Source organism: Corallococcus sp. Z5C101001, assembly GCF_007352635.1.
GTDB classification, from domain to species: Bacteria; Myxococcota; Myxococcia; order Myxococcales; family Myxococcaceae; genus Corallococcus; species Corallococcus silvisoli.
In genome coordinates this window covers 169,008-189,910 of the sequence record NZ_VKLU01000007.1, presented here as the reverse complement: position 1 = coordinate 189,910, position 20,903 = coordinate 169,008, and the positions used below count along the sequence as shown (strand labels likewise).

General features: G+C 71.7%; 19 protein-coding genes and 1 pseudogene. 11 read left to right on the top strand and 9 right to left on the bottom strand.

What is annotated here, in order from left to right:
• Positions 1-113 precede the first annotated feature (113 nt).
• Positions 114-791: a vancomycin high temperature exclusion protein gene (locus tag FOF48_RS17855; protein WP_143903234.1), complete on the bottom strand. Its 678-nt coding sequence runs from the start codon at positions 789-791 to the stop codon at positions 114-116.
• Positions 792-1,016: 225 nt separating this feature from the next.
• On the opposite strand from FOF48_RS17855, the gene atpG reads away from it, so the two are divergent.
• The 10 genes from atpG (at position 1,017) to FOF48_RS17805 (ending at position 10,095) form a co-directional block, all read left to right on the top strand.
• Positions 1,017-1,916 carry an ATP synthase F1 subunit gamma gene (gene atpG, locus FOF48_RS17850; RefSeq protein WP_143903232.1) on the top strand — a complete coding sequence of 300 codons (900 nt, stop codon included), beginning with the start codon at positions 1,017-1,019 and terminating at the stop codon, positions 1,914-1,916.
• Between the two features lie 313 nt (positions 1,917-2,229).
• Positions 2,230-3,675, top strand: coding sequence for a F0F1 ATP synthase subunit beta (atpD, locus tag FOF48_RS17845; RefSeq protein ID WP_143903230.1), 1,446 nt, complete (start codon positions 2,230-2,232; stop codon positions 3,673-3,675).
• A gap of 20 nt (positions 3,676-3,695) precedes the next feature.
• Entirely contained in the window at positions 3,696-4,253 is a 558-nt protein-coding gene (locus FOF48_RS17840; RefSeq protein ID WP_143903228.1) for a hypothetical protein, read from the top strand.
• Between the two features lie 21 nt (positions 4,254-4,274).
• Entirely contained in the window at positions 4,275-4,679 is a 405-nt protein-coding gene (locus FOF48_RS17835; protein WP_143903226.1) for a F0F1 ATP synthase subunit epsilon, read from the top strand.
• Positions 4,680-4,828: 149 nt separating this feature from the next.
• Complete coding sequence (locus FOF48_RS17830) at positions 4,829-5,098, top strand: hypothetical protein (protein ID WP_143903224.1); 270 nt, start codon at positions 4,829-4,831, stop codon at positions 5,096-5,098.
• Positions 5,099-5,590: 492 nt separating this feature from the next.
• Complete coding sequence (locus tag FOF48_RS17825) at positions 5,591-6,622, top strand: ADP-ribosylglycohydrolase family protein (protein WP_143903222.1); 1,032 nt, start codon at positions 5,591-5,593, stop codon at positions 6,620-6,622.
• A gap of 191 nt (positions 6,623-6,813) precedes the next feature.
• Positions 6,814-7,218, top strand: coding sequence for a phage holin family protein (locus tag FOF48_RS17820; protein ID WP_143903220.1), 405 nt, complete (start codon positions 6,814-6,816; stop codon positions 7,216-7,218).
• Positions 7,215-7,712: a hypothetical protein gene (locus FOF48_RS17815; protein WP_143903218.1), complete on the top strand. Its 498-nt coding sequence runs from the start codon at positions 7,215-7,217 to the stop codon at positions 7,710-7,712. Before FOF48_RS17820 ends, FOF48_RS17815 begins: the two co-directional genes overlap by 4 nt.
• Positions 7,713-7,748: 36 nt before the next feature.
• Entirely contained in the window at positions 7,749-9,086 is a 1,338-nt protein-coding gene (locus FOF48_RS17810; RefSeq protein WP_235685613.1) for a cytochrome ubiquinol oxidase subunit I, read from the top strand.
• Positions 9,076-10,095 (top strand): cytochrome d ubiquinol oxidase subunit II, encoded by a 1,020-nt coding sequence (locus tag FOF48_RS17805; RefSeq protein ID WP_143903214.1) that lies wholly within the window; start codon positions 9,076-9,078, stop codon positions 10,093-10,095. The genes FOF48_RS17810 and FOF48_RS17805 overlap by 11 nt, the downstream gene beginning before the upstream one ends.
• Here FOF48_RS17805 and FOF48_RS17800 read toward each other — a convergent pair.
• From FOF48_RS17800 to FOF48_RS17775, 6 genes are all read right to left on the bottom strand, one after another.
• Positions 10,085-10,612, bottom strand: coding sequence for a hypothetical protein (locus FOF48_RS17800; RefSeq protein ID WP_143903212.1), 528 nt, complete (start codon positions 10,610-10,612; stop codon positions 10,085-10,087). The genes FOF48_RS17805 and FOF48_RS17800 overlap by 11 nt on opposite strands.
• 51 nt (positions 10,613-10,663) lie before the next feature.
• Positions 10,664-11,434, bottom strand: coding sequence for an SDR family NAD(P)-dependent oxidoreductase (locus tag FOF48_RS17795; protein WP_143903210.1), 771 nt, complete (start codon positions 11,432-11,434; stop codon positions 10,664-10,666).
• Between the two features lie 78 nt (positions 11,435-11,512).
• A complete protein-coding gene (locus tag FOF48_RS17790; protein WP_143903208.1) occupies positions 11,513-12,097 on the bottom strand; it encodes an SAM-dependent methyltransferase in 585 nt (194 codons plus the stop codon).
• A 168-nt stretch (positions 12,098-12,265) separates the two neighbouring features.
• Complete coding sequence (locus FOF48_RS17785; protein ID WP_143903206.1) at positions 12,266-13,855, bottom strand: glucose-6-phosphate isomerase; 1,590 nt, start codon at positions 13,853-13,855, stop codon at positions 12,266-12,268.
• 154 nt (positions 13,856-14,009) lie between these two features.
• Positions 14,010-14,900, bottom strand: coding sequence for a sterol desaturase family protein (locus tag FOF48_RS17780; protein WP_143903204.1), 891 nt, complete (start codon positions 14,898-14,900; stop codon positions 14,010-14,012).
• Positions 14,901-14,931: 31 nt separating this feature from the next.
• A complete protein-coding gene (locus FOF48_RS17775; protein ID WP_143903202.1) occupies positions 14,932-15,570 on the bottom strand; it encodes a TetR/AcrR family transcriptional regulator in 639 nt (212 codons plus the stop codon).
• 329 nt (positions 15,571-15,899) lie between these two features.
• Here FOF48_RS17775 and FOF48_RS37740 point away from each other — a divergent pair.
• A pseudogene (locus FOF48_RS37740) lies at positions 15,900-16,352 on the top strand (M23 family metallopeptidase); the annotation flags it as partial.
• Between the two features lie 225 nt (positions 16,353-16,577).
• Here the strand turns inward: FOF48_RS37740 and FOF48_RS17765 are convergent.
• Together FOF48_RS17765 and FOF48_RS17760 are read right to left on the bottom strand one after the other, a co-directional pair.
• Positions 16,578-18,287 carry a GTPase gene (locus FOF48_RS17765; RefSeq protein ID WP_143903200.1) on the bottom strand — a complete coding sequence of 570 codons (1,710 nt, stop codon included), beginning with the start codon at positions 18,285-18,287 and terminating at the stop codon, positions 16,578-16,580.
• Between the two features lie 242 nt (positions 18,288-18,529).
• A complete protein-coding gene (locus FOF48_RS17760) occupies positions 18,530-20,788 on the bottom strand; it encodes a di-heme oxidoredictase family protein (protein ID WP_143903198.1) in 2,259 nt (752 codons plus the stop codon).
• Between the last annotated feature and the right edge of the window lie 115 nt (positions 20,789-20,903).

Below are 20,903 nucleotides of genomic sequence, written 5' to 3'. Positions count from 1 at the left end.
GGGGGTCTCCTCGACAGGGACGGTTGAGAAAGCTTCCGTGTCCCCTCGAAAATGAGCCCCCCGCGGGGCACCGGCAATCCACGCCGCCCGCCTGCCTGCCGGGCCCTGCTCCGTCAGCGAGGGGCCGTCGGCGGCCGGCTGTCGGGGCTGCCGGGCTTCACGTCCAGCAGCACCATCCCCAGCGCGAGCACGCGGGAAAGCGTCTCGCGCAGCGTGTAGCGCCAGGGGGTCGCGCGGCCCTCGTCCGCCGCCACGCCCCACGCGTCGATGCCCACCGAATTGGCGATGAACAGCGCCCGCGACAGGTGGAAGCGCTGCGTGACGAGCACCGCCCGGGTCGCGCCGAACACCGTGTGGGCCCTCAGGCAGCTGTCATAGGTGGACAGCCCCGCCTCGTCGCCCAGCACCGCCGCCTCCGGCACCCCGCGCTCCAGCAGGTAGCGCCGCATGGCCCGCGTCTCGGCGTGGAAGGGCGCGGAGTTGTCCCCGCTCACCAGCAGCGCCTGCACCTTGCCCTGCCGCCACAGCGCGATGGCCGCGTCCAGCCGCTGCGCCAGCACCGGCGAGGGCACCGCGCCCGGCGCCAGCCCCGCCCCGAACACCAGCGCCAGGGGCGCCTCCGGGGCCACGGCCAGCGGCACGATGCGGCCCTGGTAGCGCAGGCGCACGAAGTGAGACAGCCCCAGCACCACGGCCAGGGCCAGCCCGAGCAGCCCCAGGCCCCTGCGCACCCACACCCTGGTCGTGCCGCCTGCCCTCATGGACCCCACGAAACGCTCGGAAGGAGCCATTCTCTTCCGGCGAGCGACCCACGAAAAGCGCACCGTGCGGCCCGGCGCCGGGAACTGTTCACGCCCGCCCGGCCCCTGGACGGCCGGTGGCCAGGCCCGTTCCGGGCACCCCGCCGTTGACCGGCCTCCGCCCCGCCTATATAGGGGGCCCGCCGTCCCATTAAGGCCAGCCCGGGCCGTTTCCGGGGCGCGCGCCGCACGTCGTCCCAGAGGAGTTTCCGGTCCATGGCGTCCCTTCGCGACATCCGCAAGCGCATCCGCTCGGTGAAGAACACGCGGCAGATCACCAAGGCCATGAAGATGGTCTCCGCCGCGAAGCTGCGGAAGGCGCAGGACGCCATCCTCGCCGCGCGCCCGTACGCGCAGACGCTGGAGCAGATCATCTCCGAGCTGGCCGTCCGCTCCGCCGACCAGGAGCTGGCCCACCCGCTGCTGGCCTCCCGCCCGGTGCGCCGCGTGGAGCTGCTGCTGCTCACCTCCGACCGCGGCCTCGCCGGCGGCTTCAACTCCAACGTCATCCGCCGCGCCAACCGCTTCCTGTACGAGCACAGCGAGCTCCAGGTGCGCGTCTCGACGGTGGGCCGCAAGGGCAACGACTTCTTCCGCAACCGCGGCCAGTCCATCCGCAAGGACTTCGCCGGCCTGTACGCGACGCTCAACTACCGCGCCGCCGCCAACGTCGCGGAGGAGCTGGCCGCCGCCTTCCTCAACGACGAGGTCGACGCGGTCTACGTCGTCTACAACGAGTTCGTCTCCGCCATCACCCAGAACGTCGTCGTGTCGCAGCTGCTGCCCCTGCAGCCCGCCACCACGAAGGCCGCCGAGCCCGCGCCCACCCCGGAGACGGTGACCGCGGAGCCCGCGCTGGTGGACTTCAAGTACGAGCCGTCCCGCCAGGCCGTGCTGGACCGGCTGGTGCCCCAGGCGGTCAACATCAAGCTGTACCGGGCGCTGCTGGAGAGCGTGGCCAGCGAGCAGGGCGCGCGCATGAGCGCCATGGAGAACGCCACCAACAACGCCACGGACATGATCTCCAGCTACACCCTGCTCTACAACCGCACCCGTCAGGCGGTCATCACCAAGGAGCTGATGGAGATCGTCTCCGGCGCGGAAGCCCTCAAGTAGCTCCGCCAGGGGGACGGTCCGCCGCCCCGCCTCAGCCCACGAGGGCCCGCTTCCCGCCTCACGGCGCGGAAGGCGGGCCCTTCGTCGTTCCAGGAGGGCGTCCGGGCAGGCGGAGGGCAAGGATGCACAGGGGGGGCTGGCGCGCCGGACACCGCTCCGCTAAGCGGGACTTACGTGCGCGGACCCGGGAGGCTTGACCCTGCCGGGCCCCCCCCGGTAAAGGGGGCCCGCCCACACCCCTCTTCGGGGTCGATTTCCTGACGGGCGGCGGCGCCCCGGCCGCTCGCCATACGAGACAAGGCAGAGGAGTCCCATGAGCGCTCAAGTCCCGACGACTGGCAAGATCACGCAGGTTCTCGGCCCCGTGGTCGACGTGGAGTTCCCGCCCGGCGGGCTCCCTGAGGTGTACGCCGCCCTCAAGGTGACCAACCCCAACCTGAACGCGGAGAAGGACAACCTCACCGTCGAGGTCGCTCAGCACCTGGGTGAGAACACGGTGCGCTGCATCGCCATGGACTCCACGGAGGGCCTGGGCCGCGGCATGGCGGTGCGCAGCACGGGCGCCCCCATCCAGGTGCCGGTGGGCAAGGCCACCCTGGGCCGCATCATGAACGTCACCGGCGATCCGGTGGACGAGATGGGCCCGGTGAACGCCACCGAGTACTGGCCCATCCACCGCGCGCCCCCGCCGTTCACGGAGCAGGACGTGCGCGTGCAGATGTTCGAGACCGGCATCAAGGTCATCGACCTGCTCGCCCCCTACACCCGTGGCGGCAAGATCGGCCTGTTCGGCGGCGCCGGCGTGGGCAAGACGGTGCTCCTGCAGGAGCTCATCCGCAACGTGGCGGTGGAGCGCGGCGGCTTCTCCGTGTTCGCCGGCGTCGGCGAGCGCACCCGCGAAGGCAACGACCTGTACCACGAGATGCAGGAGACCAAGGTCATCCAGACCGACAACCTGGAGAAGAGCCAGGCGGTCCTCGTGTACGGCCAGATGAACGAGCCGCCCGGCGCCCGCGCCCGCGTGGCCCTCTCCGCGCTCACCATGGCGGAGTACTTCCGCGACGTGGAGGGCCGTGACGTGCTCCTCTTCGTGGACAACATCTTCCGCTTCACCCAGGCCGGCTCGGAAGTGTCCGCCCTCCTGGGCCGCATCCCCAGCGCGGTGGGTTACCAGCCCACGCTCGCCACGGAGATGGGCGGCCTGCAGGAGCGCATCACCTCCACCACCAAGGGCTCCATCACCTCCGTGCAGGCCATCTACGTGCCCGCGGACGACCTGACGGACCCGGCGCCCGCCACCGCGTTCGCCCACCTGGACGCGACCACGGTGCTCAACCGCTCCATCGCGGAGCTCGCCATCTTCCCCGCCGTGGATCCGCTGGACTCCACCAGCCGCATCCTCTCCGCGGACGTGCTGGGCGCGGAGCACTACGCCGTGGCCCGCCGCATCCAGGGCATCCTGCAGCGCTACAAGGAGCTCCAGGACATCATCGCCATCCTCGGCATGGACGAGCTGTCCGAAGAGGACAAGCTGTCCGTGGCGCGCGCCCGCAAGATCCAGCGCTTCCTGTCCCAGCCCTTCTTCGTCGCCAAGGTCTTCACCGGCCTGGACGGCCGCTACGTGTCGCTGAAGGACACCATCCGCAGCTTCAAGGAGATCGCGGAAGGCAAGCACGACGACCTGCCGGAGTCCGCCTTCTACATGGTGGGCGCCATCGAAGAGGCGCAGGAGAAGGCCCGCAAGCTGGCGGCCGCCTAACCGCGCCCTCCGAGAGCCCCATGCGCCTGACCGCCGCGCTCGTCCTGCTCGTCTGTGGTGCCGCGCCTTCCGCCCTGGCGGAGGAGCGCGGCAGCCGGGCACGGGTGAGCGCGAACGGCCTCTACAGCGTGCGCACGGTGGACGTGGGCGTGGGGAAGTGCCGGCTGGAGATGCTCAAGGAGAACGGGCCTCTCTGGGCGGCGGACGTGTGCGTGGGGACGGTGGATGACCTGTACTTCGCGTCCAACGACGGGGAGAAGGTCTGGGTGCTCTACCCGCTGGTGGAGAAGGGCAAGCCGCTCCCCAGCAAGAGCAAGAAGAAGAAGCGCGGCGTGGACCTGTCCTGGGCGCGGGTGATGGTGGCGGCCCAGTTCGACCGCACCGGGCAGAAGCTCCAGGAGCGCCGGCTGACGGAGCTGATGACGACCAGGCAGCTCCCGGAGGTGCGGCAGATGGCGCACCACCTCAAGTGGCTGGAAGGCACGCTGGGCATTCCGGGCAAGGGCCCCCGCCTGACGGACGCCGGGATGTTGGAGTTCGAGCCGGTGGGCGTGCAGACCCAGCGGCTGACTTTCTGATGCGGTAGCACGAGGACCTTCATGGCCAAGCTGACTGTCGAGATCGTCACCCCCGAGAAGCGCATCCTGTCCGTGCAGGCCGACGAGGCCATCGTGCCGGGCGGAGAGGGCCTGTTCGGCGTGCGTCCCGGCCACACGCCGTTCCTGTCGCTGGTGGAGCCCGGCACGCTGACCCTCATCGAGGCCGGCCGCCAGGACCGCTACTTCGTGGCCGGTGGCTTCGTGGAGGTGAGCAACGACAAGGTGCTGGTGCTCGCGGACGCCGCCGAGCACGTCACCGGCATCGACGTCTCCGGCGCCCGCCGCCGCATGGCGGAGGCCGAGGCGCGCCTCAAGGACCTGAACAGCGCGGACGCGCGCTACGCGCTGGAGCAGGCCGCGGTGCGCCGCGAGGCCGCGCGCATCGGCGCCGCCGAGTCCCGCTGAGCCCTCCCGCGCCCTCGCGTGAGGGCGCCTGATGGACCGGAAGGGTGGAGCCTGAGGCCCCGTGACACCGGGGCACGGCGCTCCACCCTTTTCGCGTTTCCGGGCGCGCGCGCGCCGCCGCCGCGCCGAAGGCATGATGCGGCGCCGCCATGACCGACTCCGTCTCTCCCGTGCTGGAGCTGTTCCACCGCATCGCGGATCCCCCGTCCGCCACCGCGCGTCGCTTCGTCACCGACCACGCGCTGGAGGACCGCGTGCGCTTCCGCAACCTCACCTACGCGGAGGTGGAGCAGGACTGGCGGGAGCGCGGCGGCCACACGTCCCCCGCGCTGTGGGACGGCACGCGGCTGCACCAGGGCGCGGAGGCCGTGGTGGCGCGGCTGCTCGCGGTGGTCAACCTGGGCCGCGACGGAGGGTGAGCCGCGCGCCGCGCATGCGCCGCGTGGATGGCCTCGCGCTCCCCATGCGCGGCATGGATGGGCGGTGGCTCACGTGGGCAGCGGGAGGGCGCGCGCGTCAAGGTGAACACCTGATCCCGTGTGCGGTGCACGCGCACGGCGCCTTGCGCACCCACGCGCGGCCACCCGTGCGTTCCTTTCGGTCCATGCACAGCTTCCGAAGTTGGACATGGCGGGGAACTCGCGCACGTCATCGGGCTCGCCTGCTTGCTGAAACGCAGCGGGATGCGATAGCTACCGCGCCCCCGGTTGTGCCGCGGTGACGGCGGAGGAGGCGGACAGTGTCGACGCGCGCGGTGCAATTCGGCGGGACCTTTCTTGTCCATCGCTCCACCGCACCCGCTGCCTGCACGTCAAGGCCCCATGATCGAAACGCCGTCGCGTCGCGCGCCCACGCAGCGTTCATCTCGGTGCTCGTCCTTGGCTGAGGCTCGGGTAATCTCAACCCCTCCGATGCCGCTGACTCCCGCAGACCGCCAGGACAGGTTCCATGCGGCGTTTCTCGGGCTCGCCATCGGGGATGCGCTCGGCTTCCCGCTGAGGGGCATCCCCCCGGCGAGCCTGGCGCGGCTGCCAGGGCTCGCGGAGGACTTCGCCCCCCGGCCGCGCGGCAAGTTCGCCAAGGGCCAGTTCAGCGACGACACGCAGCTGCTGCTCGCCGCCGCGGAGAGCGTCATCCGCGAGGGCAAGGTGGACGGCCGCAGCGCGGCGGCGCACCTGGCGTGGCTGTGGCAGGAGGGCATCATCCTCCAGCCGCCGCGCAGCCTCTCCGAGTCGCTCCAGCGGCTCGCGGGCGGCACGCCCTGGATGAGCGCGGGCGCGCCCCTGGGCACGAAGTGCGCGTCGGTGCTCAGCCGCGCGCTGGTGGTGGGCCTCTTCGAGAGCGGCCAGCGCGCGCGCATGCCGCACGACGCGGGCGTGCTCACCGTCATCACGCACAAGGACCCCGTCTGCGCCGCCGCCGCCGCCGCGTTCGCGCAGGCGGTGGCGCTGGGCATGGAGGAGGAGGCCCTCACCCCCGCCGCCTTCTGCGAGGCCCTGTCCCTGGCCGCCGCGGTGCACGACAAGAACCTGGCGGAGGAGATCCGCCACCTGCCGCGCCTGCTCACCTGGGACACCCAGCGCGCCCTCAACCAGCTGCGCAAGGTGGGCGTGCCCCCCAGCGAGCTGAAGGGCGTGGACGGCCTGCCGTGCCACGTGGTGCCGGTGCTGCTCACCTCCCTGTACGCGACGCTGAAGGTGCCGCACGACTTCCGCGAGGCCGTCGTCCTCACGCTGCGCTGCGGCGGCGAGGCGGACGTGGCCGCGGCCCTCACCGGCGCGCTCCTGGGCGCGCACCTGGGCACGCGCGCCATCCCCGCCCGCCTGCGCAAGCAGGTCCTGTACGCGGAGAACCTGCTGGACACCGCGGACCGGCTGTTCCGGGCCCGCCAGGTGCGCGAGACGCTGGCCACCGCGCTCGCCCACCAGCAGCGCCGCCGTTAGCCGCCGCCCAGGCCCCCCGTCCCACGAGGCGGGGGCACCAGGCAGGCAGCCGGACGATGAAGGGGTGTGCGCCGGGACTTCTCCCGCCCACCCTTCCTGACCACCTTGAGGGACAGACCGGGGGCGGCCGGGATGCCTGTCAGGCGTCCGCTGGCCGTTGTCCCTGGCGCCATTCTGTCGGAGGCACGGTCGTGGACCTCGAATCGGAACGCCTGGAGCGCAGCCAGCTGGAGACGCTCTCCACCCCGGAGCTCATCCGGCACGCGCTGTCGGAGACCCGCCTGTTGGTGAGGGCGGAGGTCATGCACGCCAAGAAGGAGCTCAAGCAGGAGCTCCAGGCCGCCAAGATGGCGGGCATCTTCCTGGGCGCGGGGGCGGTGCTGGCCCTCACGTCCCTGGCGGTGCTCCTCGTCGCGCTGGGGCTGGCCATCCCCGTGGTGGCCGCCCTGGGCGTCGCCATCGTGGGCGTGGTGCTGCTGGCGCTGGCCGGCCTCCTCCTGTTCCTGGGCTCGAAGCGGATCCCCAAGAAGCCGCTGGTCCACACCCAGGAGCGCTTGAAGACGGACCTCCAGCTGACCCGGGAGACGCTGCAATGAGCCAGGGACCCGACACGGACGCGCACGCCGAACACGCCATCACCCGCCGCATGGGCGACCGCGAGCAGGTGGAGCAGACCGCGGACCGCATCCGCGACGAGCTGCTCCTCACGCTGGAGGAGCTGGACCGCCGGCGCGCCCGCGCCACCGACCTGCGCTACCACGTCAACCAGCACCGCGACCTGCTCCTCGTCGCGGGCGCCGCCGCGCTGGTGGTGCTGGGCGCGGGCCTGGGCTTCGCCCTCTACCGCGCCCGGCACCACGACGAGCGCGTGCGCCGCCAGCGCCGCAAGGCCCTGGAGCGCGCCTGGGCCCACCCGGACCGGCTGGCCACCAGCATCGAGGACCGGCCGCTGGGCACCGAGCTGGGCCGCAAGCTGGTGATGATCTTCGCCACCACGCTCGCCACCGCCGTGGCCCGCAACTCCATGCAGTCCCTGGTGCCCTCCAGGGCCCTTGCCAAGGCGCCTGTGAACACTGATAAGAAATCGTGAATGCGTGAAATGCGAACATAAAACATACTGATGCGCATGACGGACCTGCTCTATGCGCGTGCGCAGATGGGGCTGTCGCTCGCGTTCCACATCGTGTTCGCGGCGGCGGGCGTGGCGTTGCCGGTCTTGATGGTGTTGAGCGACCTGAAGCACCGGCGCACGCAGGACGCGGACTACCGGAGGCTCAGCGAGAAGCTGGCCAAGGGCACCGCCATCCTGTTCGCGGTGGGGGCGGTGTCGGGGACGGTGCTCTCCTTCGAACTGGGCCTCCTGTGGCCGGAGTTCATGGGCCGCTACGGCGAGGTCATTGGCCTGCCGTTCAGCCTGGAGGGCGTGGCCTTCTTCACCGAGGCCATCTTCCTGGGCATCTACCTGTACGGGCGCGAGCGGGTGTCGCCGGGCCTGCACCTGTTCAGCGGCGTGATGGTGGCGGTGAGCGGCGCGGCGAGCGCGTTCTTCGTCACGCTGGTGAACACGTTCATGAACAACCCGTCCGGCTTCACGGCCACGGCCGCGGGGCCCACGGACGTGCAGCCGCTGGTGGCGATGTTCAGCCCCGGCTGGCAGTACCAGACGACGCACGTGCTCTTGTCCAGCTACCAGGCCACCGCGTTCGCGATGGCGGGCATCCACGCCTTCATCCTGCTCCGGCACCCCGGCGCGGCGTTCCACAGGAAGGCGCTGTCCGTCGCGCTGCCGCTGGCGTGCCTCACCGCGCTCGCGCAGCCGCTGGTGGGGGACCTGTCCGCGAAGCACGTGGCCCGTGCGCAGCCGGTGAAGCTGGCCGCGATGGAGGGGCAGTTCGACACGGAGGTGGGCGCGCCCCTGCGGTTGGGCGGCCTGCCGGACGTGGAGACGCGCACGGTGAGGGGCGCCATCGACGTGCCCAAGGGGCTGTCCATCCTGGCCTTTGGCGACCCGGACGCGGAGGTGAAGGGCCTGAATGCGTTCCCCCGCGACGTCTGGCCTCCGGTGGCGAAGGTGCACGTGGCCTTCCAGGTGATGGTGGGCACGGGCAGCCTGATGGCGCTGCTCGCGGCGGTGACGCTGTGGCGCCGGTGGCGGGGGCGCGAGTGGCCGCACGGCACGGGGATGATGCGCGCGTGGCTCGCGGCGGGGCCGCTGGGGCTGGTGGCGCTGGAGTCCGGGTGGCTGGTCACCGAGTGGGGCCGGCAGCCCTGGATCGTCCGGGGCGTGATGCGCACGGGCGAGGCGGTGACGCCGGTGCCGCACCTGGCCGCGCCCTTCTTCACCTTCACGGCGGTGTACCTGTTCCTGGGCGTGATGGTGCTCTTCGTGCTCTGGCGGCAGGTGGCGGCCACGCTGCCCAAGCCGCCCGGCGCCGTGGAAGGGGGAGGGGCCCATGCCCACTGAGGACGTGCTGGGGTTCGCGGTGGCGGGCACCTTCGTGCTGTACGCGCTCCTGGGCGGAGCGGACTTCGGAGGCGGGGTGTGGGACCTCCTGGCGGCCGGGCCGCGCAAGGCGGAGCAGCGCGCGCTCATCGCCCGCGCCATCGGGCCGGTGTGGGAGGTGAACCACGTCTGGCTCATCGTCGGGCTGGTGCTGCTCTTCAGCGGCTTTCCGCGCGCCTTCGCGGCGCTGAGCGTGGCCCTGCACGTGCCCCTGACGCTGCTGGTGCTGGGCATCGTGTTCCGAGGCACGGCGTTCACGTTCCGCGCCTACGACACGCGCGGCGACGCGGTGGAGCGGAACTGGGGCGTCGTCTTCAGCGTCGCGAGCGTGGTGGCGCCGCTGCTATTGGGCATGTGCGTGGGCGCGGTGGCCAGCGACGCCATCCGGATGCAGGGGCACGCGGTGGTGAGCAGCTTCTTCGCCTCGTGGCTGTCGCCCTTCGCGCTGTCCGTCGGCGTGCTGACGCTGGGGCTGTTCGCGTTCCTGGCGGCGGTGTACCTCACGCACGAGGCGCCCACGCGCGAGCTGGCGGAGGACTTCCGGCGCCGGGCGCTGGTGACGGGCGGGCTCTTGTTCCCGCTGGCGCTGGCGGCCCTGCTCTTGTCGCGGCAGGGCGCGCCCCGGGTGTGGACGGGCCTGTCCCAGACGCCGTTCGCGCTGGCGCTGCACGCGGGCACGGCCGTGGCGGCGGTGACGGCGTTCGCGCTGCTGTGGACGCGGCGCTTCCGGGCCGCGCGGGTGGCGGCGGCCACCCAGGGCGGGCTCATCGTGCTGGGGTGGGCGGTGTCGCAGGCGCCGTACCTGGTCTATCCGACCCTGACGCTCCAGGCCGCGGCGGCGCCGCCGGCGGTGCAGCGGGTGCTGTTCGTCGCGCTCGCGGTGGGGCTGGTGACGGTGGTGCCGTCGCTGGTGCTGCTGTTCCGCGTCTTCCGTCCCCGAGCCCCGGCCCCCGGCGCGCCTACGTCTTGAGCACGGGGAAGAGGGGCGGGTGCACGACGCGGGGCTTCTCGTCGCCCCGGGCCACCAGCACGCGCGCGCCCTCCAGCAGCTCCTCCGCGTCCAGCGCCTCCACCACCGTGCGGGCGGCCATCTCCGGGTCCATCACGCGGCAGTGCACGCGCATGACGCCTTCCTCCGTCTCGCCGCCCTCCACCTCGCCGTTGCCCGTCCAGCCGAGCGCGTCCATCAGCAGCTCCTCCACGGCGCTGCGCTGCTCGAAGTCGTGGCCGGTGCCCTTGCCCTGCACGGCGTACTCCACCAGCAGCACGGCCATGGCGTCCGGTTCGGGCTCGTCATAGCCGGCGTCCACCAGGGACTCGGCCTCCTGGGCGATGACCATGTCGGGGTCCTCCTCCGGGGGGACGGGGACGGCCTTCTGCTCGCCGCCGTCGCCCACGGTGCCCCAATGCACGGTGACGACCCCCTCGTGCTCCCAGGCCTCCCAGTAGCGCAGGGTGTCGCCGTCCTTCTTGTAGAGCTTCAGCACTCCGTTGGCCTCATGCGCGCGGACTCTATCGCCTGCGCGGCGGAACGCGGCTCAGAAGGCGCGGCCCTGCCCGCCGTCCACGGGGACGGTGGAGCCCGTGACCCACTTCGCCCGCTCCGAGCACAGGAACGCCACCACGTCCGCCACCTCCTCGGGCGTGCCGAAGCGGCCCCAGGGAATCTGCTCGCGCACCATGCGGGCCACCGCCTCCGGGTCGTGCTGCTGGCGTTTGTCCCAGCTGCCCCCGGGGAAGAGGATGGCGCCCGGCGCCACGGAGTTGACCCGGATGCGGTGGGGGGCCAGGTCCACCGCCATCTCCTTGGTCAGCGCGATGAGGCCCGCCTTGGCGGCGCTGTAGGGCGCGCTGGTGGCGTACTCGCGGCCGAAGATGGAGCTCAGGTGCACGATGCTGCCGCCCCCCCGCGCGCGCATCACGTTCACCGCGCGCTGGCTGCACCACACCGCGGACATCAGGTTGCGCTGGAGCACGTCCGCCCACTGCTGCGAGCTGGCCGCGTCGAAGCCGCCCGCGCCCCCGCTGCCGCCCACGTTGTTCACCAGCATGTCCAGCGAACCGAACGCGCGCACCGCCGAGTCCACCGCCGCGTACGCGCCCTCCTGCGTCGCCACGTCCGCCACCACCGTGGCCACCTGCGCGCCCTCCGAACGCAGGTCCTTCGCGATGGCCTCCACCGGCTCCAGGTTCCGCCCGCACACGCACACCCGCGCGCCCTCGCGTGAGAGCACCGTGGCGATGGCCTTCCCGATGCCCCGGCTGCTGCCGGTGACGAGCGCCGTTTTTCCCGCGATTCCGAGTTCCATTCGCGCGTTCTACCGCCGACCCAGGCCGGGAGGGGCGGTGGATTCACGCGGGGGTCGGGCGCTCGACGGAAGGGCGTGTCAGAGGCGCTCGAAGACGTCCAGGCGCCAGGTGCCCTCCATCTCGCCGCGCAGGTGGCGCAGGGACCTGGGGGAGAGGTGGCGGAAGGCGTCGTGGACCTCATGGCCGTTGAGGCGCATGTCGCGCGTCTGGCCGGTCCAGTGGACCAGCACCAGGTGCCCGCCGGGCTCCAGGTGTTCGAGGATGTGCTCCTGCGCGCGCGCCAGCTCCGCGGGGCTCCAGTAGGCGGCGCGCTCGGAGAGCAGGGTGAGGTCGAAGGTCCCTTCCGGGTAGCTGTCCGGCACGGCCAGCCGCTGGAAGCGCACGTGAGGCAGGTGGCGGCAGCGGTGGATGGCGCGGGCCTGGGCGGACTCGGAGGACTCCAGGGAGAGCAGGGCGTCGCACCGGGCCTGGAGCTTCTCCGTGAAGACGCCGATGGCGCCCCCGATCTCCAGGGCGGAGCGGTAGCGCGCGCGGGGCAGCGCCTCCAGGGTGACGCTGTCGCGGCTGCGCACGCAGCCCAGCGCGTCGAAGCGCCAGGGGTCCTCCTCCGCCAGCAGGGGCGGAGGCGGAGGGGGCTGGAAGTCGGGCGGCGACGGCTTCATCAAGGGGCTCCCGGGATCGCGAGCCCGCACCATGCGTCCGCCGTGGCACCTCCACATCCCGTCCGTCCGGGGCCGTGCGGGTGTCGGTCCTTCACACGGCGTGGGGGCGGCGTGGCACCCGGGGGCGGGCGGCGCGTCGGGATGCGGACGCGCGGCCACCCTGGGCGCTCAGCCGGCCTGGAAGCGGGCCTCCGCCGGACGCGCCCCGCCGGAGCGCTTCACGCCGTGGTCGCCGTTGGCGGACAGGTGCTCCAGCAGCTTGAACACCGTCTCCACCTCATCCGCCGCGCCGATGTCCTGGGCCAGCTGATCCGCCGAGCGCGCCTCCGCCTGGGCCGCCTGCAGCCGCGCCAGCAGCTTGCCCTGCAGCTCCAGCACGCGGCCCGCGGCCTTCTTGCCCGCCTCCACGCCCGGCTGATGATAGGCATTGATGTTCACGAGGCTGGCGTAGAGGCCCACCGCCCGCTCGTACAGGGCAATCAGGGCCCCCACCGTGCGCGCGCTCACGTCCTGCACGGTGAGCGTCATGGACTCGCGGCCCTTCTCGAACAGCGCCCGGCGCGTGCCCAGGAGGAAGCCCAGCAGGTAGTCGCCGCTGGTGTTGTCGCCCTCCACCGCCAGCGACTTGCCGTCCCGGTCCTTCAGCACCTCCACGAAGGTGACGAAGAAGTTGTTCACGCCCTCGCGCAGCTGCTGCACGTACGCGTGCTGGTCCGTGGAGCCCTTGTTGCCGTAGACGGCGATGCCCTGGTTCACCACCTTGCCGTCCAGCGACAGCTCCTTGCCCAGCGACTCCATCACCAGCTGCTGGAGGTACTTGGACATCAGCATCAGCCGGTCCTTGTACGGCAGGATGACCATGTCCTTCTGGCCCTTGCCGCCGCCCGCGTGGAACCACATCAGCGCGAGCAGCGCCGCCGGGTTCTGGGCCACGTCATGCACGCGCGTCGCCGCGTCCATGGCCTTCGCGCCCGCGAGGAAGCCGTCCACGTCCAGCCCCTGCAGCCGCGCCGGCACCAGCCCCACCGCGGACATCACCGACGTGCGCCCGCCAACCCAGTCCCACATGGGGAAGGTGCGCAGCCAGTGGTGGGCCTTCGCGTACTGGTCCAGCTCGCTGCCGTCGCCCGTCACCGCCACCGCGTGCGCGCCGAAGTCCAGGCCCCGCTGCGTGTAGGCGGCCTGCGCCTCCAGCATGCCGTTGCGCGTCTCCTTGGTGCCGCCGGACTTGCTGATGACCACGGTCAGCGTCTCCGACAGCCGCTCGCCCAGGGCGCCCAGCACGCGGTCCATGCCGTCCGGATCCGTGTTGTCCAGGAAGTGCACCTGCATCGCGTCGCGGCGGGAGCCCAGCGCGTCCGCGACCAGCTGCGGCCCCAGCGCGGAACCGCCGATGCCCACCAGCAGCACCTGCGTGAACTTCGCCGCCTTCGGGGGCTTCACCTTGCCGGCGTGCACGTCCCGGGCGAACGCGGCCACCTGGGCCTGCATGTCGGTGATGGCCGTCTTCAGCTCCGCGTCCGGCGCCAGCTCCGGGGCGCGCAGCCAGTAGTGGCCCACGCGGCGCTTCTCATCCGGGTTGGCGATGGCGCCCTTCTCCAGCGCGTCCATGGCCTGGAACGCCGCGTCCATGCGCGGGCGCATCCCCTCCAGGAAGTCCGCGCCGAAGGCCATGCGGGAGATGTCCAGCGTGAGCCCCACGGAGGGGACGACGCACAGGTGCCGCTGGTACCGCTCCCACAACTCGCGCTCCGTCATGTTCCGACTCCCTGGCAGGAGGGCCCGGCCTTCAGCCCGCGGGCCCGCGAAAATCGTCGCGCCGCACCGTAGCAAGGCCCGCACGGCGCGGACGCAACGATGTCACCGGGCGCGTTGCCTGGAGGTCGGTTCACGCCCCCGCGTGTCGGGGGCCTCACGGAGCGGGGTGCGCGGCCTCCATGGGCGGCGGGAGCGCCCCCTTGGGCTTCCACGCCGGGTTGCGGAAGATGTAGCCCAGCCGCTGGCTGAGCGGACCCCGGCGGGCCGCGTCCTTCGCGATGGCGGCGTACTCGTGGAACGCGATGCGCACCGGGTTGTACGTGGAGAGGTTCTTCGTCAGCCCGTAGACGGGGCGCTCGCCCTCCGGGGTGAAGGTGCCGAAGAGCCGGTCCCAGAGGATGAGGATGCCCGCGTAGTTGGTGTCCAGGTAGGCCGTGTTGGACGCGTGGTGCACGCGGTGGTGGGAGGGCGTGTTGAACAGCCACTCCACCGGGCGGGGCAGCTGGCCAATGGCCTCCGTGTGGATCCAATACTGGTACAGCAGGCTCACCGCCTGCTGGGTGACGATCATCTCCGGGGAGAAGCCCAGCAGCGCCAGCGGCGCCCAGAACGCCCAGCCCGACATCGGCGTCCACGTCTGGCGCAGCGCCGTGGACAGGTTGTAGTGCTGGCTGGAGTGGTGCACCACGTGCGACGCCCAGAACAGGCGGCTCTCGTGGTGGACCCGGTGGAAGGCGTAGTAGCAGAGGTCTTCCAGGAAGAAGAGCAGCACCCACGCGAACACCCCCGCGCCCATGCGCAGCGGCGTCAGGTGGTAGAGCGCCGCGTAGCCCGCGAACGCCACGCCCTTCCAGAACACGCCCACCGCCACGTTGCCCAGGCCCATGGAGAGGCTGGCGAAGGTGTCCTTCCAGGTGTGGCCCTTGAGGGTGCTGGCGCCGCCCTCCTCGCGCTGCTTCTTCACCCACAGGGCCTCGGCGATGACGGTGAGGACGAACACCGGGATGGCCGGGGTGATGAGGTCGGGGATGTGCGTCATGTCCATGGAAGACCTCCTGCCGTGCTGCTCCTGAAGCTCAATCCCTGGGCGCGAAGGCGGTGCGCATGAAGCGCGCCAGCGTGTCCAGCATGCGGCGGTGCGCCGGGTCGGAAGGACGGGCCGCGCCGCCCACCGCGGCGCCCTGCACCGCGTCCAACGCCAGCTCCACCACGTCGTCGAAGTCCGGGTGCGTGGCGGCCACGTCCGGGAACAGCTCGCGCGCCACGCGGTGCAGGTTCTGGCGGTGCGGGCCGTCCACCACCGCCAGCGCCTTCTGCAGCTCCGGCACGGTGCGCGCCGCGACGTACAGCTCCACGGCCGCCTGCAGCTCCGGCCGCTGGTACACCGCCCACAGCATGTCCACGGCCGCCCCCACCCGGTCCTTCCCCGAAGGCCGCGCCCCCACGCCCGCCAGGTAGTCCTGGATGATGCGCGGGAAGAGGTGCTCCACCGCCACCGCCAGCAGCTCCTCCTTCGTGTCGAAGTGCGTGAAGAGCGCCCCCTGGGACACCCCCGCCCGCTTCGCCACCTCCACCGTCGTCAGCCGCGCGTAGCCCTGCTCCACCAGCGCCTCGATGGTCGCGTCCAGCAGCTTGCGCCGCGTCGTCTCCCGGCGCTCCGCCTGCGTGCGGCGCACCGGCCTCGCGGCCTTCCTGGGGGGGGACTTCGGGGGCATGCCTGGGAGGATAACCGGTCACTTAAAAAGTGACCAGTCACTTTGTTGGGGCCGGGCCGTGGGGGTGGAGGCGCGCCGCGGAAGGGGGAGCCCGGGCCCGCTGGTGGGGCGTGGGAGCGGGCGAGCGTCTGTCTTTGCGGCCGTACGGATGACAGGGATTGGGATGGCTTGAGTTCAGAGACAAACGGCCCGCCCATCAAGCAGGCGGAGAGGCAGGCGCTCTTGTGCTTCGGACCCTTTTCTCCTCTGGAGTGTGGTCAAGGGTCGCCCCCGTGAGACAGGGCGGGGCGCGGCTCGCCTGCTAGTGATCCGTTCGGGATTGGGCGAAAATGGATGGGAAATACCGCAAGCCCTTGCGCCGGTTGTCCGCCCGCCCCGATATGAACTTCTCCGCTCTTCTCGTCGGCTCCCTCCTTGCTTCGGCTCCCGCTGTCCCCCCCGCCGCCCGGGCGGCCTCGAACATGCCCGAGGTGGGCGTGCCCTTCGCCTGTGGACGCATCTACACGGTGAGCCAGGGCCATGAGACAGGCAGCCACCAGCACAACGACACCTTCGCGTGGGACTTCCGGATGCCGGAGGGCACGCCCATCGTGGCGGCGCATGACGGCCTGGTGCGCATGGCGCGCGGCGACAGCAAGCAGGGCGGCTGCGGCGAGCAGTTCGCGCCGATGGCCAACTACGTCGTCATCTCGCACGGCGACGGGCTGGAGACGCAGTACCTGCACTTCAGCGCCGTGGTGGTGAAGGCCGGCGAGCGCGTGAAGGAGGGGCAGCTCATCGGCTTCTCCGGCGCGACGGGCTGGGCGTGCGGCGCGCACCTGCACTTCAAGGTCGCGAAGGAGCAGGGCTCCGGGTGGAACAACCCGTCGGTGCCCGCGCGCATCGTGGGCTTTGGAGATCCGGTGCGGGACACGCTGGTGTCGGCGCCGCTGTGCAAGGACTCCGCGCAGCCGATGCTGGCCTCCAACGGCGGCGTCCACGTGCCGGGCCAGGCGGTGATGTCCATGTCACCCGACAGCCCGAATCCGCTCCAGGATGCGTCGCGCGGCCTGCCGCCCGGTGCCAAGGCCCTCATCGACGGCCTCTCCCAGCCTCCCGCCCAGGGCGGCGAGGGACTCGACAAACCGGCGCCGGCCCGCGCTCCCCGCATGGCGAGCGGCTCCGACGAGACTCGCTGACGCGAGCAGCGCTCCGGCGCCCGCGAGCAGCCCGAAGAAGGCCCCCGCGTTGACGAAGTACTCCAGCGGCAGCAGGGGGCCTTCCACGTAGCCCCGCACCACGCGGTAGCCCACGTGCCCCAGCAGCGCGAGCAAGGGCAGGTTGATGAGCGGCAGCACCAGCCACCGGGCCGTGCGCCACCAGCGGGCCACGGCCTCCGCGACGGCGGTGGAGGCCGTGTAGCGCCAGGCGCCCGCGCGGGCCAGGCGCAGCTCCGCCAGCATCGCCTCCACGTCGGGCACGCCGAGCAGCCCCGCCTCCAGGCCCTGGGTGCGCGCCACGCTGCGCGCCTCGGCCAGGGCGGTGCGCGCGGCGGACTCCGCGAGGAAGTCGTCCTCGAAGGGCTCCACCACGGCGACCTCCGCGGCGCGGGCGCGGGTGCGGTCCCTCACGGCGTCCACCACGGTGGAGGCGGCGGCCACCGCGAGCCCCGCGGGCAGGCTGCGGCGGGCCACCAGCGCGCCGGCGCCCATGCCGGAGGCGCCCCACAGCGACAGGCGCAGGCCCCACGCGGCGGGTCCCCAGAAGCGGCCCGCGGCCTGCCGGCGCACCTCCGACGCCAGGTGGCCGTGGGCCAGGGCCAGCCGCGCGTCGAAGTCTCCCTGGAGCGCCTCGGCCGCGCGCGCGAGGCCCGTGTCGAGCGCGGCGCGCGTCTTCGCGAGCAGGGCGTCCGTTTCGCTGAGCGCGGCCTGGACGGTGGAGGCGATCTCCTCCAGCGCGCCCAGGGCGTTGGTGTGGCGCACGCGCGCGGCGACGGCCTGGGTGGCGAGGCCGCGCAGGTGGAAGAGGAGCGGGCCGAACTCGCCGGAGACATCCTGGCCGTCCTTCGCGGCGCGGGCGCTGATGGCGAAGACGGGGACGTCCTCCGCGGCGAGGCCGTAGTGCTGGGTGGCGACGCGGCGGACCTGTGACTTCAGCGCGTCGCGCGAGTCGGCGGAGAGCTCGTCGGCGAAGTTGAGGATGAAGACGAGGGCGCGGCGGCGGGCGAACTCGGCCAGGAACTCCACCTGGGTGGCCTCCGCGACGCTGCCCCGGTGCATGACGACGAGGGCGACATCGGCCTTGTCCAGCGCGGCGCGGGCGACGTCGCGGTGCTGGGTGGCGACGCTGTTGAGGTCGGGCGTGTCGATGAAGACCTGCCCGCTCCACAGGCCCTGGGGGCCGGGCGAGTAGCGCACGACGCGCGCGCCGGTGCGGGCCAGCTCCTCCACGGGCGTGCCTTCGGGCGCGAAGAGGGTGGACGCGGTGCTGGTGGGGCGGTCCACGCCCTCGCGGGAGAGGGACTGCCCGGCGAGGGCGTTGAGCAGGGTGGACTTGCCCGCGCCGGTGGCGCCGACGAGGGCGACGACGAGCGGCGCGTCCTTGCGGGCGACGCCCCGGGCGTAGTCCGCGAGCAGGCGCTCCAGGCGCGGGCCGTGGGGACTCAGCGCGGGCAGCGACAGCGCGTCGGTGAGCAGCGGGCGGAGGGCTTCAGGGTCGGGGAGGCGGGTGTCGTCCACGGAAGCGCCAGCGTGGCGCGACGGACGCGCGCTGGCTACCGCGATGCGAGGGGACGGTGCGCCAGCGTGCACTCTTTCTCATGGCGGGAAGGGGGGACCCGCTTCAGGAAGGTCAGCGGCGTTCCGGTGCGCGTTCGCCCGTTCAAACTCCGCGCCATGACCGTCGGTGCCCCCTGAAACACGGACGCCGGGCGGACGGCGCGGTGGCCTCCGCCCGGCGTCTGTCTTCACGGCCGTGAGGCCTACAGCGAGTTGACGAACTTCAACAGCGCGTTGCGATCCGCGGCGCTGAGGTTCACGAAGGCCTGCTTGGCGGCCTCGCCCTCGCCGCCGTGCCAGAGGATGGCCTCGGTGACGCTGCGCGCGCGGCCGTCGTGCAGGTACGCCTCACCGCCGCTGACGCCCGCCGTCAGGCCAATGCCCCAGAGCGGCGGCGTGCGCCACTCGGCGCCCGTGGCCTGCCCTTCCGGGAGGTTGTCCGCCAGCCCCGTGCCCATGTCATGCAGCAGCAGGTCCGTGTACGGGTGGATGGTCTGGTTGCGGAACTCGTTCATCGCGGCGTACGGGCTGGTGGTCAGCGTGGGCGCGTGGCACTTCGCGCAGCCCGCGTTGGTGAACACCGTCTCCCCCTGGAGCGCCGTCGCGTCCGAGTGGTCGCGGCGCGCCGGGACGCCCAGCAGGCTGATGTAGCGGGTGAGCTTGTCCAGGTCGGAGTCGGAGAGCTCCACGCTGCTGCCCGCGCAGCCCTGCTGCGACGTGCCGCAGTCCAGCGTCTTGAACACGTTGGACGTCACGCCCATGTCGCTGTTGAGCGCCTCGGCCACCTGGTGCTTCACGCGCGCGGACGCCGCCTTCCAGCCGAAGCGGCCCAGGCGCGTGACGCCCGTCTCCGGGTCCTGCACCGTCTGCATGCGGCCGGAGATGCCGTCGCCATTGGCGTCGTTCGGGTCCGCCAGGCCGGCGATCTGCGACTCCGGCACCGCCTCCAGCAGGCCCATGCCAATCAGCTGCGGCGTGATGCGCGGCGAGAAGTTCGTCGGCGTCACGTTGAGGAAGCTGTAGTTGGGCTTGCGCAGCTGATACCCCGTGCCGTCGCGCAGCGTGCCGCTCGTCGTCGTCCAGCTGGCGATGCGCACGTCCGCCTCCGGCGTGCCGCTGACCGCGCGCGACTGCAGCCGGAAGCCCAGCGCCGGGTCCACCGTCACGGTGGTGCCGTTCACCTTGCCCACCTTCACCACGTAGTTGTCGAGCGTGGTGTTCGTGGTCGTGGGCGGCAGGCCCCGGCCGTTCTGCTTGTGGCAGGAGACGCAGGACACGTTGACGTAGCTGTTGCCCAGCTTGCCCACCTGCGCCGTGAAGATGGGGTTGTCCGGCTCCGAGTGGCTGCCGTCGCGGAAGTTCGTGTGGTGCAGGCGGCGACCCTCCACGAAGGGCTGCGCGTTCACCGGGGCCAGGTTGGTGGCCATCTGGAGGAAGCGGTTGTCCGGCTCGTTGGAGAACGGCGTGTGCAGCGTGCCGCGGCCGCCCGCCCAGGCCTTCTCCGGCAGCGGGTAGGAGTCGCGCAGGCTGCCCTGGCCCTCGAAGGGCACGATGCCGCCCTGTCCCACGATGTAGAGCATCGCCGTGGCGTAGTAGTTGAAGCGGCCTTCCACCGGCTGCTGGAGGAACACGCCAACCTCCAGCTCCATCCGGTCACCCACGCGGATGGCGCGGCCTTCCTTGGCGTTGTAGTTCACCGACGCCGTGTACTTGTAGTCATTCACCCGCGCGAAGTCCGCGTTGTGCCAGTACTCCGCCACCGTGTTGATGCCGCGGAAGAACGCGCGGAAGTTCGGCGCGTCGTAGGGATAGATGGTGTAGAGGTTGACGGTGATGTTGCTGCCGCCCTTCGCCACCTCGTCCACGATCTCGACCCAGTGGGTGCGCTTCTCGAAGTACAGCCTCAGGTAGTGGTCGTACGCCTGATACATGTCCTCGCGCATGTGGCGGTCGCGAACGCGGTCGCCCACGCGGGTGATGATGGCCGTGCCGGTGGTCTCGACCGTGGCCGGCTCCAGCGCCGTGGTGCTGGTGAACAGCGGCACCACGGGCCCCGCGTCTCCGTTGGGAGGAGGACCGGCGTCCACGCCCGTGCCCGCGTCGGTGCCGGTGCCCGCGTCGGTGCCACCCCCGGTGCCGCTGTGCGTATAGCGCGTCCAGGTCGTGTCTCGCGCACAGGCGCATGACACGTCCCAGTACGTGTAGCTGTAGTCGATGTAATTGCCAGCGCTCAGGCCGGTGACCGTGTACTGGTTGCGGCCACCCGTCACCGTCATGCGGATGTTGAGCTGCTGGCCGTCGTTCAGCTTGTAGTGGATGTCTGCCCAATCCGTCGTATCGACGTAGAAGATGGCGGACGCGCCCGAGGGCGTCACGCCATAGGTGGCGGCTTCTGATTCAACCGCCAGACAACTGACGGCCAGGAACGCGAGCACGGTTCCCGTGAGTCTGATTCGGCTCATGGTTGCGAACTCCAGTGGGGTGGATGGAGCGTGGGACGGCAGTGCTGCGAAGGGGACTTCGTAGCTCGTCCGAAGAAAGTCGGGATCGATCCCCGCTGCAAGGTGGGAGGTCGGA

Bases quoted from the DNA above. Each gene is read 5' to 3' on its own strand.
- FOF48_RS17790 (WP_143903208.1), bottom strand. From the start codon at position 12,097: ATGAAGCCGTCGCCGCCCGACTTCCAGCCCCCTCCGCCTCCGCCCCTG.
- FOF48_RS17805 (WP_143903214.1), top strand. From the start codon at position 9,076: ATGCCCACTGAGGACGTGCTGGGGTTCGCGGTGGCGGGCACCTTCGTG.
- FOF48_RS17760 (WP_143903198.1), bottom strand. From the start codon at position 20,788: ATGAGCCGAATCAGACTCACGGGAACCGTGCTCGCGTTCCTGGCCGTC.
- FOF48_RS17815 (WP_143903218.1), top strand. From the start codon at position 7,215: ATGAGCCAGGGACCCGACACGGACGCGCACGCCGAACACGCCATCACC.
- FOF48_RS17785 (WP_143903206.1), bottom strand. From the start codon at position 13,855: ATGACGGAGCGCGAGTTGTGGGAGCGGTACCAGCGGCACCTGTGCGTC.
- FOF48_RS17795 (WP_143903210.1), bottom strand. From the start codon at position 11,434: ATGGAACTCGGAATCGCGGGAAAAACGGCGCTCGTCACCGGCAGCAGC.
- FOF48_RS17855 (WP_143903234.1), bottom strand. From the start codon at position 791: ATGGCTCCTTCCGAGCGTTTCGTGGGGTCCATGAGGGCAGGCGGCACG.
- FOF48_RS17835 (WP_143903226.1), top strand. From the start codon at position 4,275: ATGGCCAAGCTGACTGTCGAGATCGTCACCCCCGAGAAGCGCATCCTG.
- FOF48_RS17810 (WP_235685613.1), top strand. From the start codon at position 7,749: ATGACGGACCTGCTCTATGCGCGTGCGCAGATGGGGCTGTCGCTCGCG.
- FOF48_RS17830 (WP_143903224.1), top strand. From the start codon at position 4,829: ATGACCGACTCCGTCTCTCCCGTGCTGGAGCTGTTCCACCGCATCGCG.
- FOF48_RS17780 (WP_143903204.1), bottom strand. From the start codon at position 14,900: ATGGACATGACGCACATCCCCGACCTCATCACCCCGGCCATCCCGGTG.
- FOF48_RS17775 (WP_143903202.1), bottom strand. From the start codon at position 15,570: ATGCCCCCGAAGTCCCCCCCCAGGAAGGCCGCGAGGCCGGTGCGCCGC.
- atpG (WP_143903232.1), top strand. From the start codon at position 1,017: ATGGCGTCCCTTCGCGACATCCGCAAGCGCATCCGCTCGGTGAAGAAC.
- FOF48_RS17840 (WP_143903228.1), top strand. From the start codon at position 3,696: ATGCGCCTGACCGCCGCGCTCGTCCTGCTCGTCTGTGGTGCCGCGCCT.
- atpD (WP_143903230.1), top strand. From the start codon at position 2,230: ATGAGCGCTCAAGTCCCGACGACTGGCAAGATCACGCAGGTTCTCGGC.
- FOF48_RS17825 (WP_143903222.1), top strand. From the start codon at position 5,591: ATGCCGCTGACTCCCGCAGACCGCCAGGACAGGTTCCATGCGGCGTTT.